The organism is Allobacillus saliphilus (assembly GCF_018138385.1).
Taxonomy (GTDB): domain Bacteria; phylum Bacillota; class Bacilli; order Bacillales; family Alkalibacillaceae; genus Allobacillus; species Allobacillus saliphilus.
This window is the reverse complement of the sequence record NZ_JAGSIE010000016.1, coordinates 17160-29463: the sequence shown is the minus strand read 5'-3', so window position 1 is coordinate 29463 and position 12304 is coordinate 17160. Positions and strand designations below refer to the sequence as shown.

14 protein-coding genes are annotated in these 12304 nt (G+C 38.3%); 6 read left to right on the top strand and 8 right to left on the bottom strand.

The genetic code is table 11. The annotated features are described in order from the left end of the window. Positions 1-141: 141 nt before the first annotated feature. From KC820_RS06305 to KC820_RS06295, 3 genes are read left to right on the top strand one after another with little or no spacing between them, the layout of a single operon-like run. Positions 142-780, top strand: a complete 639-nt coding sequence (locus KC820_RS06305) for a GNAT family N-acetyltransferase (RefSeq protein ID WP_144088118.1) — start codon at positions 142-144, stop codon at positions 778-780. Between the two features lie 19 nt (positions 781-799). After that, the gene (locus KC820_RS06300; protein ID WP_144088119.1) at positions 800-1447 is read left to right on the top strand and encodes an acetoin utilization AcuB family protein; all 648 of its coding nucleotides are present in this window, start codon (positions 800-802) and stop codon (positions 1445-1447) included. After that, entirely contained in the window at positions 1444-2619 is a 1176-nt protein-coding gene (locus KC820_RS06295) for an acetoin utilization protein AcuC (RefSeq protein WP_212369370.1), read from the top strand. The genes KC820_RS06300 and KC820_RS06295 overlap by 4 nt, the downstream gene beginning before the upstream one ends. A 104-nt stretch (positions 2620-2723) precedes the next feature. On the opposite strand, the gene motS is transcribed toward KC820_RS06295, so the two are convergent. The 4 genes from motS to KC820_RS06275 form a co-directional block, all read right to left on the bottom strand. Beyond that, complete coding sequence (gene motS / locus KC820_RS06290; protein ID WP_212369367.1) at positions 2724-3506, bottom strand: flagellar motor protein MotS; 783 nt, start codon at positions 3504-3506, stop codon at positions 2724-2726. After that, positions 3496-4320 (bottom strand): flagellar motor protein MotP, encoded by an 825-nt coding sequence (gene motP, locus KC820_RS06285; protein WP_212369364.1) that lies wholly within the window; start codon positions 4318-4320, stop codon positions 3496-3498. Before motP ends, motS begins: the two co-directional genes overlap by 11 nt. Before the next feature lie 59 nt (positions 4321-4379). Next, on the bottom strand, positions 4380-5381 hold the full coding sequence (gene ccpA / locus KC820_RS06280; RefSeq protein WP_212369360.1) for a catabolite control protein A: 1002 nt from the start codon (positions 5379-5381) through the stop codon (positions 4380-4382). 155 nt (positions 5382-5536) lie between these two features. Next, entirely contained in the window at positions 5537-6595 is a 1059-nt protein-coding gene (locus KC820_RS06275; RefSeq protein ID WP_212369357.1) for a bifunctional 3-deoxy-7-phosphoheptulonate synthase/chorismate mutase, read from the bottom strand. A gap of 237 nt (positions 6596-6832) precedes the next feature. Between KC820_RS06275 and mntR the strand changes: the two genes are divergently transcribed. Then, entirely contained in the window at positions 6833-7255 is a 423-nt protein-coding gene (gene mntR, locus KC820_RS06270; RefSeq protein WP_212369354.1) for a transcriptional regulator MntR, read from the top strand. A 68-nt stretch (positions 7256-7323) separates the two neighbouring features. Here the strand turns inward: mntR and ytxJ are convergent, their stop codons facing one another. The 3 genes from ytxJ to KC820_RS06255 form a co-directional block, all read right to left on the bottom strand. Then, positions 7324-7644, bottom strand: a complete 321-nt coding sequence (gene ytxJ / locus KC820_RS06265) for a bacillithiol system redox-active protein YtxJ (RefSeq protein WP_212369351.1) — start codon at positions 7642-7644, stop codon at positions 7324-7326. A gap of 272 nt (positions 7645-7916) precedes the next feature. Beyond that, positions 7917-8339, bottom strand: a complete 423-nt coding sequence (locus KC820_RS06260) for a YtxH domain-containing protein (protein WP_212369348.1) — start codon at positions 8337-8339, stop codon at positions 7917-7919. 27 nt (positions 8340-8366) lie between these two features. Next, entirely contained in the window at positions 8367-8774 is a 408-nt protein-coding gene (locus KC820_RS06255; RefSeq protein WP_336511025.1) for a DUF948 domain-containing protein, read from the bottom strand. Positions 8775-8913: 139 nt separating this feature from the next. Between KC820_RS06255 and KC820_RS06250 the strand changes: the two genes are divergently transcribed. Further along, positions 8914-10026, top strand: a complete 1113-nt coding sequence (locus KC820_RS06250) for an aminopeptidase (protein ID WP_212369343.1) — start codon at positions 8914-8916, stop codon at positions 10024-10026. Between the two features lie 57 nt (positions 10027-10083). Here KC820_RS06250 and murC read toward each other — a convergent pair whose 3' ends face one another. Beyond that, on the bottom strand, positions 10084-11379 hold the full coding sequence (gene murC / locus KC820_RS06245) for a UDP-N-acetylmuramate--L-alanine ligase (protein WP_212369341.1): 1296 nt from the start codon (positions 11377-11379) through the stop codon (positions 10084-10086). 210 nt (positions 11380-11589) lie between these two features. On the opposite strand from murC, the gene KC820_RS06240 reads away from it, so the two are divergent. After that, positions 11590-11973: a DUF2512 family protein gene (locus tag KC820_RS06240; RefSeq protein ID WP_212369339.1), complete on the top strand. Its 384-nt coding sequence runs from the start codon at positions 11590-11592 to the stop codon at positions 11971-11973. The last annotated feature ends 331 nt before the right edge of the window (positions 11974-12304 follow it).

Below are 12304 nucleotides of genomic sequence, written 5' to 3'. Positions count from 1 at the left end.
CTTGAACCTTATTGGCAAGCAGCGTAAGTGAGCTACTTGCCATTTTTTTATGATATGACTCCCTCTCTCCTCCTTCTATTTTTCCAAATCATCTTCTGTTATAATTGAACTGAAGTCGTAATTTTTGTAGGTGGTGTCGATTTGGAACACGCTAAAACATATTACAGTCAAACCATTCAAAAAAATAATAAAGAAATTATCATTGAAGGGCCTGTCGATTCAGAACAGCTTAAAAATTATTACTTTGATGATGGGTTGAAAGCATTCAGGCCGCCCAAAAAACAGTATGATGCAATTCTTTCAATTGCCGATTTTGAAGAAGGTCGAATTATTATCGCTCGCGATGAGGATAAAATTATTGGCTATGCGACTTTTTTACACCCGGATCCAATGGAGCGTTGGGCAACATACAAAATGGATAATTTACTGGAATTAGGGGCTATTGAAGTCTCTCACGAATACCGTGGGATGAAGGTTGGCTCCACCATTTTGGAACTATCCATGAGAGATGATTACATGGAAAATTATATTACAATTACGACGGAGTATCATTGGCATTGGGATATGAAAACAACAGGACTAAGTATTTGGGAATATCGCAAAGTAATGGAAAAAATGATGGCCCATGGTGGCTTAAAACCGATGTCTACAGATGACCCAGAGATTGTTTCTCACCCTGCGAATTGCTTACTCGTCCGTATCGGAAAAAATGTAGATGCGGAATCCATTAAGTTGTTTGACTCCATGCGTTTCATGGGGCGTGAAGATTTCTTTTTATAATAAAGGGGCGTGATTGAGAATGATAGTCGAAGAAGTTATGAGTAGAGATGTGATTACACTCTCCCCTCAAGACAAAATTGAAAGCGCTTTAAAATTGTTAAATGAGCACCATATTCGACACATCCCCATTACAGATGAGGAAGATCAAGTTGTCGGCATTGTTTCTGACCGAGATATCCGTGATGCAGCACCTTCCATATTAGCAGCTGAACAAAACTTGGATATATTAGAAAGTCCACTTCAATCGATTATGTCAAGTCCGGTGATTACTGCACACCCACTCGATTTCATCGAAGATATTGCTTCGCTTTTTTATGATTATGAAATTGCCTGTGTACCAGTCACGCATGCCAATAAGCTTATTGGTGTTGTTACCGAAAAGGATATTCTTTACACATTAATCCAAGTAACAGGTATTCGCGAGCAAAGCTCCCAAATTGAAATTCGTGTGCCTAATAAAATAGGAACATTACCGAAAATCGCTCAAATTATTAGTGATCGGAATACGAATATTTCTTCTGTCTTCCTCTATCCATCAAAAGAAGATCAAAGTGAAAGAGTAATTGTATTACGAGTTCAAACGATGAACCCAATGCCCATCATCGATGAATTAAAAAAACAAGGCTATCATGTAATTTGGCCTAATTTGCCGGGGATGAGCGAATGAATGCACACAAATCAGCTTTCGTTTTTTCCGAAGCATTTCTAAGTTATAAATTTAGGGACGACCACCCATTTAACCAAAAACGTGTGGTCCTTACGTATGATTTACTCAAAGCTAGTGGGGCATTGGACGATGAACAAATCATACCACCTCGAATGGCGACGGATGAAGAGATTAAACTGATTCACAAATCAAACTATATTGAGGCTGTACAAAAAGCAAGTGTTGGTTTGTTGTCATCAGAACAAGGTATGCAATATGGAATCGGTACACAAGACACACCTATTTTTGAGAATATGCATGAAGCTTCAGCTCAGTTAGTTGGAGGAACACTGACAGCTGTGGATGCTGTCATGAGCGGAGACTATACACACGCAGTCAATATTGGTGGTGGCCTCCATCATGGATTTAAAGGAAAAGCATCTGGCTTTTGTATATACAATGATGCGGCAATTGCCATCAAATACCTGCGCGAACATTATAACTTAAAAGTTCTCTACGTTGATACGGATGCCCACCATGGCGATGGTGTTCAATGGGCGTTTTACGATGATCCAAATGTTTGTACATTTTCAATTCATGAAACGGGAAGATATTTATTTCCAGGCACGGGAAACGTTAACGAGCGTGGGCACAACGAAGGTTTCGGTTATTCGTTTAACTTACCTATCGATGCTTTCACCGAAGACGATTCGTTTCTAGAAGTATATTCTAAATCTCTCGAAGAAGTCACGGAGTATTTTCGTCCGGACATCATTATTAGTCAAAACGGAGCAGATGCCCATGCATACGATCCATTAACTCATTTGTGCTGTTCAATGAAAATCTTCGAAGAAATCCCTAAACTTGTTCACCGATTAGCGCATAAGTATTGTAATGGCAAATGGGTTGCTCTCGGTGGCGGTGGCTACGATATATGGCGTGTAGTCCCTCGAGCTTGGGCGCAGTTATGGAATATTGCTAATTTAGATGGGCAAACGTTACAAGGTCCATTACCTAAAGAGTGGCTTGAAAAATGGCAACCGAAAAGCCCAGTACAATTACCAACCCATTGGCAGGATCTTTCACGTGTTTATAAAGAGATTCCTCGTAAAAAAGAAATTACTGAAAAGAATCAACTGACTTTAGGTAAAGCGCTTGAGATTATTAGAAACGAACAAAAATACATTTTATGAAAATAGTTAGCAACGAAAAATTTTTGTTTATTATAACGTAAATTTTCCGATTTTTCCTATACTTCGTAATTTCAAAACAAAACCAGTGAATGACGTTAAGTCAATCACTGGTTTTCTGCTCTTAAAATAGTAATTTCTACACGACGATTTAAACGCATATTCTCTGAGCTATTATTATCAACATAAGGTTTCGTATCCGCATAGCCTGAGGCTTGGAACCGTGCTGGATTTAACCCCTGGTTCTCTACAAAGAAGCGAACAACACTACTCGCCCTAGCCCCACTCAGTTCCCAGTTGGAAGGAAAACGATACGTATTGATTGGTCGACTATCTGTATGACCTTCAATTTTTACATTGTTGGGGATACTCGATAACAAGACTCCCACCTTTTCTAAAAATGGAAAGCCTTCCTCAATCAATTCCGCTTCTCCAGATTCAAACAAAACACGTTCTTGTAAAACTAGAACGACTCCTTGCTCGGTTCGGCTAGCTGAAATGACACCGTTTAATTCTTCTTCATCTAAAAATTGTTCCACTTCTTCATGTAATTCATTTAATGATTCCTCGTCTGTTGAGTCCATCTTTTCTTCGTCTTCCATCGCTTCATCTTGCTCGTCTGGAACCATAGCTTCGAAATCGGATTCAGCCGGATCCAACTGATTTTCCTGGTTTTCCGTCGGATGATCCATTTCGATTGCCGACGGCATAAAATCAAATATTACCCGTTCTTGATAAGACTGAGCAACGGCTTTAAATTTCACCGCATCGATTTGTGACATTGAAAATAATAGAATGAAAAAAACAAGAATTAACGTAATCATATCCGAATATGTAACCATCCACATTGGTGCTTCGCGTTTTGGTAGTTTTTTACGCTTACGATTCATTAACCGTCTCTCCGATCATCTCTTCTTCCTCTTCTGCCTCATTAAGTTTGAGCTCTTCAGTTGAGAGGAATGCACTCAATTTCTCTTCCAAGATTTTTGGGTTTTGACCAGATTGAACACCAATAACGCCTTCAACGATAATCTGTTTCATAAATATTTCTTGTTCCGTACGTGAGTACAATTTCCCTGCAATTGGGATAAAAACGAGATTTGCCAATACCATTCCATAAAAAGTCGTCAGGAGGGCAATTGCCATACTCGGACCGATAGTTTCTGGAGATTCTAAGTTATTAAGCATTAATACAAGCCCAATCAATGTACCGATCATTCCCCAGGCAGGTGCGTATTCCCCTGCTTTCTCTACGACATTTCGTCCCTTTTGGTGTCTTTCTTCCATAGCCGCGATTTCTGCATTCATAATTTCATTGATAACTTCAGGTTCAATTCCATCAATCGCCAAGTAAACCCCTTTTCTAATAAATGGATCGTCTACTTCATCCATTTCACTTTCCAATGCAAGTAAACCTTCTCTTCTTGCCTTTTCAGAAAGTTGGATAAACAATTGAATCAATTCTCGGAGATTATAATTTTGACTATGGAATGCTTCCATCATCACTTTTCGGAACATCTTTAATTCTACCACCGAAAAGTTAATTAAAAGAGCACCAATTAAACCACCGACAACGACGACGATGGAAGAAAGTTGAATAAACGTCGAAACGCCCCCAAATCCACTGTTAAAATAGATGCCTACTAAAATCATCGTCGCACCTAAACCGATACCTATTGGCGTCAATAAATCTTTTCGTTTCATACTTCTCACCCTACTTGATTCCGATTTATCTATCTCTATTTATTATATCGGCATCCGTTTTATTTTGTTGAGTCTCTTTCGATGATTCGGTGAGGTAGAGTGACTTGTTTTTCTTCTACTTGTTCTCCCTGAAGCAACTTCGTTAGTAAACGCATGGAAACAGCACCGATATCATACATCGGTTGCATTACGGTCGTTAATGTCGGACGCACCATCGTCGCAAGTCTTGTGTTGTCAAACCCTACTACAGCAATATCTTCTGGAACTTTCAATCCTTCATCCTGTAATCCATGAATGACACCTAATGCCAATTCATCTGAAGAGACGAGAATCGTTTCTGGTTTTTCATCCAATCCGAGAAAATAATGACTTGCTTGAATACCTGAGTCATAAGTGTCGTCGCTATTAAAAATAAGCTTTTCCAAATCATCTTCACTTTTGCCTGACTTTTTCATTGCATCGACAAAGGATTGTTTTCTAATTTCATTGGAGCGGTTATTCAATGGACTTGTGACAAATCCGATATCACCTTTACTTTTTTCTTCGATAAACTGAATAGCATCCTGAATCGCCTGATAATAATCAATATTGACAGATGCAAGCTCTTCGGATTCGGCGATTGTCGCTGCTAATATAACCGGAATATTTGCTTTCTTAAACGCTTCAATATGTTCGTCTGTAATCGTCGTACCCATGAAAATAATGCCATCTACTTGTTTCTCCAACATATTGTAGAAGAGATCAATTTCTTTCGTTTTTTGTTGGTCTGAACTACTTAATATAATGTGGTACTTATACATTGTTGCGATATCCTCAATACCACGTGCCAAGTCAGCAATGAACAGATTAGCGACATCCGGAATAATGACACCGACAGAAGTTGTTTTTCTGCTTGCCAATCCACGCGCCACTGCGTTCGGTCGGAAGCCTAACTCTTCAATAGTATCCAACACTTTTTGTCGAGTAATCGGCTTTACATTTGTATTTCCATTAATGACCCGCGAAACGGTCGCCATCGATACGTTAGCTTTTTTTGCTACATCATAAATAGTAACACTCATCTTAAAAACCTCATTTCATAACGATTCATTTTAATGTAAGAATACTTTACTCAATCAAACGATTCAATAGATAACTTGTGAAAGTTTCTTGAGGGTTACAGACCGCAATCGGTGTACCACCAACCTTGCATATATATTCAAACCGTACTATTACTTTATTTCTGTAACTCGTCCATAAATTGATGAAACGCATCCAAGTCCATCTGTTGCTGTGCATCTGATAATGCTGTTGCTGGATCTGGATGTACTTCTGCCATTACTCCATCCGCTCCAATCGCCATAGCAGCTTTGGCAGCAGGTAGCAATAAGTCTCTTCTGCCTGTTGAATGTGTTACGTCTACGAATACCGGCAAATGGGTCTCTTGCTTTAATATAGGTACTGCAGTGATATCTAACGTGTTCCGCGTCGCTGTTTCATACGTTCGGATTCCACGTTCACATAAGACGATTTGATCATTTCCTTGAGAGATAATATATTCAGCAGCATTCATAAATTCATTGATTGTCGCTGCTAATCCTCTTTTGAGGAAAATCGGTTTATCTGATCGGCCCGCTTCTTTCAACAATTCAAAGTTTTGCATATTACGTGCGCCGATTTGAATGACATCCAAATATTCCACAGCCTCTTCGATATGATTCGGATTGACGATTTCACTGACGACTTTCAAACCATATCGATCTCCGACTTTCTTCAGGATTTTTAACCCTTCGAATCCTAATCCTTGGAAATCATATGGTGATGTACGGGGTTTAAAAGCACCTCCACGTAAAATTGGAATGCCGTGTTCTTTTATGGCTTTTGCAACGAGATCTACTTGCTCCTCAGATTCAACAGAGCAAGGGCCCATGATGTACTGGCGTTCTCCTCCACCAATATTTACATTGCCGACTTTGACAATTGTATCTTGAGGTTTTTGTTCCCTTGAGACGAGCAACGTTTTACGATGGTCATCTTCTTGCAATTCCTTAGCTGCTTTAAAGATTTCTTTAAACAGGTGTTCAATCGTCGAGCTTTGGAAAGGCCCTTCGTGATGATCGACAATATGATCGAGCATCTCTCGCTCACGTACTGGATCAAAGACTTTAATTCCTTGTTCTTTTTTTATTTCACCAATCTTTTTAACGAGCTCACCGCGTCGATTAATCCATTTTAAAACTTCTATATTTACTTCATCTAATTGTTTTCTTAGTTCTTCTAGATTTAGTTCCTGCATCAGTCACTGCCTCCAAATGTTGTTGTAGAAAAACGGTTTTATGATACATTTAATTTAGTTAAGTATACAATTATATCGAAATTCGGCGCAATCGACTAGCATTAAGGTCACCTGTTTACAACCTCATCAAGTCGAAATATTCCTAAAGTAATGTCTCATATCCGAAAACTCAACTTCCTTTTGAAAAGTGATGAAGTCTGCTAAAATATAATTAAGAACAATTATGGGGGTTGTTTCATGGCGACACCGAGCATGGAAGACTATATCGAAACAATTTATCTACTGAAAGAACAAAAAGGCTATGCCAGAGTTTCAGACATTGCTGAACACTTAGACGTCCTCCCCTCTTCGGTCACAAAAATGGTGAAAAAGCTTGATGAAAGAGAGTATGTCGTCTATGAAAGATACAGAGGATTAGCTTTGACGGATAAAGGTAGAACATTTGGAGAAAAATTATTATACCGTCATAAACTATTAGAAGATTTCTTACATATAATCGGTGCGGAAGAAGATTCCATTTATGAAGAAGTCGAAGGTATTGAACATCATCTAAAATGGGATACCATCGTTCGTATTGGGGATTTAGTAGAATATTTTGAAGCCGATCCCCAGCGTTTAAATGATCTACAAGAAATTAAAAAGAAAAACAAGGACCGTTAAAATAAACCTGCTCTACTTTCATCCATGTGATGCGGTAGGCAGGTTTATTTTTGGTTCGGGTTTTGAATTTATTTTACAACATCTTTCAACGTATCGTATTTTATGTGCCAATGAGAGTTATGATATTTGACTGCACCGTCTTTCACATAGAACAACTGTGGAGACTCATGTTTAATATCATAATGTTCAGCAACCTGATTAGATAACTCACGGCTTTCCTGCACATGAATCATATAAGCAGGTATTGTGTTGTCGCTAGTGAATTTCTCGAATTCTTCTTTTGCATCTGCACTGACTGGACATGTCAGACTATGTTTAAATAACAAAAATGAGTCCTTTTCCAATACTTCGTTCAATTCTGTCTCTGATGATAAAACTTTATAAGACATCTCGTATGTTCCTCCTTATAATCTCTTTTACTCATCTATTTTACCAAACTGATAGATGAAAATCTCTATTCACGCTTGTGCTAAGTTGAACGGCGTTTGTTTGAATGGTTAAGGCAATCATTTGAACGGATAGCGCAAGCATTTAAACGGTTAACCATGGCCGTTTGAACGATCAGCGCACACATTTGAACGGTTAGCGAGTTCAATTGATTGTTACAGCAAAACTCTCGCTAACAAAAAAACCACCCCGAAAAGGAGTGGCTTACCGCTCATTAGTTTTGTGAGTTTTTGAAGTTCATATCTGCTTCTTGACGTTCCATTTCATCAGCAGCTTCTTCAATCGCTTCAGCGACATCTTCAGCAATTTCTTGACCTTGCTCTTTATTTTCACTGCGTAAATAGTCAACACGCTCTTGAATATCATCTTTTTTCTGCTTGATCTTTTCACCTAAATTTTTGCTAGACTCTTGCGCGCGTTCGTATAATTCGTTTCCTTTATCGTAAGCAGTGTTCTTCCACTCAGAAGCACGTTCGCGAACTTGGCCAGCTCCAGTGTTAATGTCTTCTCTTAAGTCTTTACCAGCTTTCGGAGCGTATAGAAGTGCAACAGATGCACCGATAATTCCTCCAAGTAATGTGCCGATTACAAAATCTTTCCCGTTCATTCCACCATTGTTTTGATTTTCGTTTGACATATAGAATTCCTCCTCTTTTTTGTCTACTTATTTCTTTCCTTTGTAGCTTTTCCAAAGGTGAATGGCAGCTTCTCCCCATTTCATTGCTTGGGAAGCTTGAGGCGCCTGTTCACCAGCTTGTTGTTGTACTTCTCTAGACAGTTGTTGCAAAGAATGATTAAATTCATTCACTGTTTGTCCAATTCCTTTAATACCATCGAACAAAACAGTCGTCTTCGCTGTTTTTTCTGAAATATCATCTGCTAAATAATTCGTTTTCTGTAATAACAATGTTGTCTCTTCACTAATTCCTTGCATTTGTTTCTCAACACTTTCTAACGTTGTAGAAACATTGTCCAATGTTTTGGATACGGACATCAATGTTTTTGCCAAGAAAATAACCAAAACAAGAAACGCTACTGCTGCAATTAATGCTGCAATATGTAGTAAGTTCACTACAAACACACCTTCCATTTTTATTCTATACTAACTATACCCATTAGTATAGTGAATCAAACACATTCAAAACAAAGTTTTCTCTTTATATGCTAAAATAAAACTATTCAAACTTCAACACATACGAGGAGGATTACATATGAAAGATCCACGAATCAACCGCTTGGCAGAATTACTTATTAATTATTCCGTTAAACTACAACCCGGCGAAAAGTTGCTCATCGAAAATACAGGAATACAGCAAGAACTCGTATCTGCAATTATTGATGAAGCTTATCAAGCTGGCGGACAACCGTTCGTCAATTTAAAAGAGCCTAAAATTCATCGTTCTCTTCTCAGAGGTGCTTCAAAAGAACAGCTGCAAGCTTGGGAAAAATACGAGTCGACAGTAATGGAAGAGATGGACGCCTATATTGCGATCCGTTCAGGCGATAATATTAATGAACTTTCAGACATACCATCCGATAAAAACAAATTATACGGCGAAACTGTCGGTAATGTGCATCGAAACATCCGGGTGCCGAAAACAAAATGGTGTGTGTTACGTTATCCGAATGAATCGATGGCGCAGCTTGCTGAAATGAGTACAGAAGCATTTGAAGACTTCTACTTCAATGTATGTACACTCGATTATAGTAAAATGAGCCAAGCGATGGATGCACTAGTGGAAAAAATGAACAACACGGATCAAGTACACATTACTGGACCGGGAACGGATTTAACGTTTTCGATCAAAGACATTCCGAAAATTAAATGTGCGGGTGAAATGAATCTTCCGGATGGTGAAGTTTATACAGCACCTGTCAAAGACTCGGTGAATGGTACATTGACTTACAACACCCCTTCACCTTATCAAGGGTTTACATTCCAAAATGTTTCTTTAACATTTAAAGATGGCAAAATCATTGAAGCGACTGCCAATGATTCCGAGCGAATCAATGAAATTTTTAATACAGATGAAGGCGCCCGCTATATCGGTGAATTTGCGATTGGTATCAACCCGTTTATCCAGCATCCAATGGCAGATATTTTATTTGATGAAAAAATAGATGGTAGCTTCCACTTCACTCCAGGACAAGCATACGATGATGCTTATAATGGTAATGATTCTGCTATCCACTGGGATATGGTTCATATTCAGCGTGAAGACTATGGCGGTGGAGAAATGTATTTTGATGGCGAGCTTGTCAGAAAAAATGGCCGCTTCGTCATTCCAGAATTAGAAGTTTTAAATCCTGAAAACCTGAAGTAATCTACTACACATAAAAAGCTGTTGCCTTCTGACTCAGTCAGCGGACAACAGCTTTTATTACGTTAGTTGTTTATATTTTTCTTCATACTTTTGAATGTCACCTGCACCCATAAACAAAATTACACTGTTCGGATGCTCTTTCAGTATTTCAATATCTTCCTCCGAAACAATTTTAGCGCCTTCAATTCGATCTTGAAGATCTTCAATTTGTAGCGATCCATCTGCTTCTCGTGCTGAACCGAAAATATCACAGAGATAAACGTGATCAGCTAGCGATAAAGACTCTGCAAATTCTTCTAAAAATTGCTTCGTGCGCGTAAATGTATGTGGTTGGAAAACAGCAACTACTTCTTTATCATGATACTTTTTTCGTGCGGAATCAATCGTTGCTTTAATTTCTGTTGGATGGTGAGCATAGTCATCAATTAAAACTTGATCAAAATTCCACGGTGTTTCCGTAAATCTTCTTTTGACGCCACCAAAGTCCTTCATCACTTTGATTTCTTCAGCATTGAAATTCTCATAGTGACAAAGCGCAATGACACTAAGCGCATTTAATACAGCATGTGTACCATATTGCGGTACAACGAATGTGTCATAATACGTATTTCTTACATACACTTCAAATGACGTACCTTCATCTGTCTCATGAATATTTTTTGCTTGAAAGTCGTTCTCTTCCGAAAGTCCATAATAGACAACGGGTACATTTGCATAAATTTGTTTAAGAAGATCATCGTCTCCACATGCGATGATTCCTTGTTTAACGTTCAATGCCATGGCTTGAAAGGCATCGAAAACATCGTCAATATCTTTAAAATAATCCGGATGATCAAAATCAATATTTGTCATAATTAAATAATCTGGTTTATATGCCAAGAAATGACGACGATACTCACATGCTTCGAAAACAAAGTTCTGACTGTTTTCTAGGCCATATCCTGTTCCATCACCGATTAAATAAGATGTAGGCACATTCTTGCCTAGCGTATGTGCAAGTAGTCCGGTAGTAGATGTTTTTCCATGAACACCTGTGACACCAATACTTGTATAATTTGAAAGCCATTCACCTAAAAATTCATGGTAACGATAAAATGGTAGCTTCAATTCTTTCGCTTTCGCAATTTCTTCATGATTATCATCAAACGCATTACCTGCAATAATAATTTGATCTTTTTGAATATTATCTTCAGAGAAAGGTAAAATGGAAATGTTTCTTTCTTCCAAAGCTTTTTGTGTAAAAATTTCTTGATCAATATCTGATCCTTGCACTTGTTTACCTGAGTCATGGAGGATTTGTGCGAGGGCACTCATACCTGTACCTTTAATCCCTATAAAATGGTATACCGACATTCAATCGAACCTCCGTTAAGCTTCTGTTGTCATTATATGCTAATAGCTCTTTTTTTGCTTTTCTCATTATATCAGAAAATATAACTTTATCCACTAAATATCATTAAGACTAGAACGTTTAATCTAATTTACAAAGGGAAAAAGTATGATATAGACAGAAAGAACCATGTAAATATACCCTTAAAATCGTACATTTAAAGGAGGATTGACATGGTACACGGAAAAGTACTTGCTATTAAAAGCCTCGTGACATTCGTGATCGTTTTATTAGTTTTAGGGCTTATGTTCGGTATGTCACTCACAAATGTCCTAATCACTACAATCGCTCTCGCCGTTATTTCGTATTTAGTTGGTGACCTATACATCTTACCAAAAACGAATAATGTAATTGCTTCATTGAGCGATATAGGAATAGCATTTCTTGTCATTTGGCTACTCAGTATGGGAATCAGCAGTCTAGGAATAGGAACCTTAGCTGGTGGAGCGATCATCGCCTCTGTTGTACTGGCAGTTGGGGAGTTCTTTTTCCATGATTATTTACTCAGAAACTATATCGGTTTTGATCGTAAATACACTTATTCACCAAATCATTAATGGAGATCAACTCTAATTTTACTAACTGAAATTAATGAAAAATGTTGATAAAAAAGGCGAATATTTAAATATGAAGAGGATTCAAAACACGCCAAAGCTTGTGGTCGGTCAATCCTAGCAGATGCGGACGCATGACTATTGAAGTTCGATTGATGACTGCTGATGTTTGGCCGCTGACTGCTCACTGCTGAACTTCGACCGCTGACTGCTGAACTTCGGCTGCCGACTGCTGAAGTTTGACTCCAGACTGTTGAAGTTCGGCTGCTAACTATTGAAGTTGTTTCTCCCTTGCAAGAGTTAACCTATTGATTATCTAACTTCAATACGTGAT

Excerpts from the sequence above, each read along its gene's own strand:
- motS (WP_212369367.1), bottom strand. The coding sequence starts at position 3,506 with ATGAATCGTAAGCGTAAAAAACTACCAAAACGCGAAGCACCAATGTGG.
- ccpA (WP_212369360.1), bottom strand. The coding sequence starts at position 5,381 with ATGAGTGTTACTATTTATGATGTAGCAAAAAAAGCTAACGTATCGATG.
- murC (WP_212369341.1), bottom strand. The coding sequence starts at position 11,379 with ATGTCGGTATACCATTTTATAGGGATTAAAGGTACAGGTATGAGTGCC.
- KC820_RS06250 (WP_212369343.1), top strand. The coding sequence starts at position 8,914 with ATGAAAGATCCACGAATCAACCGCTTGGCAGAATTACTTATTAATTAT.
- ytxJ (WP_212369351.1), bottom strand. The coding sequence starts at position 7,644 with ATGTCTTATAAAGTTTTATCATCAGAGACAGAATTGAACGAAGTATTG.
- mntR (WP_212369354.1), top strand. The coding sequence starts at position 6,833 with ATGGCGACACCGAGCATGGAAGACTATATCGAAACAATTTATCTACTG.
- KC820_RS06300 (WP_144088119.1), top strand. The coding sequence starts at position 800 with ATGATAGTCGAAGAAGTTATGAGTAGAGATGTGATTACACTCTCCCCT.
- KC820_RS06260 (WP_212369348.1), bottom strand. The coding sequence starts at position 8,339 with ATGTCAAACGAAAATCAAAACAATGGTGGAATGAACGGGAAAGATTTT.
- KC820_RS06240 (WP_212369339.1), top strand. The coding sequence starts at position 11,590 with ATGGTACACGGAAAAGTACTTGCTATTAAAAGCCTCGTGACATTCGTG.
- motP (WP_212369364.1), bottom strand. The coding sequence starts at position 4,320 with ATGAAACGAAAAGATTTATTGACGCCAATAGGTATCGGTTTAGGTGCG.
- KC820_RS06295 (WP_212369370.1), top strand. The coding sequence starts at position 1,444 with ATGAATGCACACAAATCAGCTTTCGTTTTTTCCGAAGCATTTCTAAGT.
- KC820_RS06275 (WP_212369357.1), bottom strand. The coding sequence starts at position 6,595 with ATGCAGGAACTAAATCTAGAAGAACTAAGAAAACAATTAGATGAAGTA.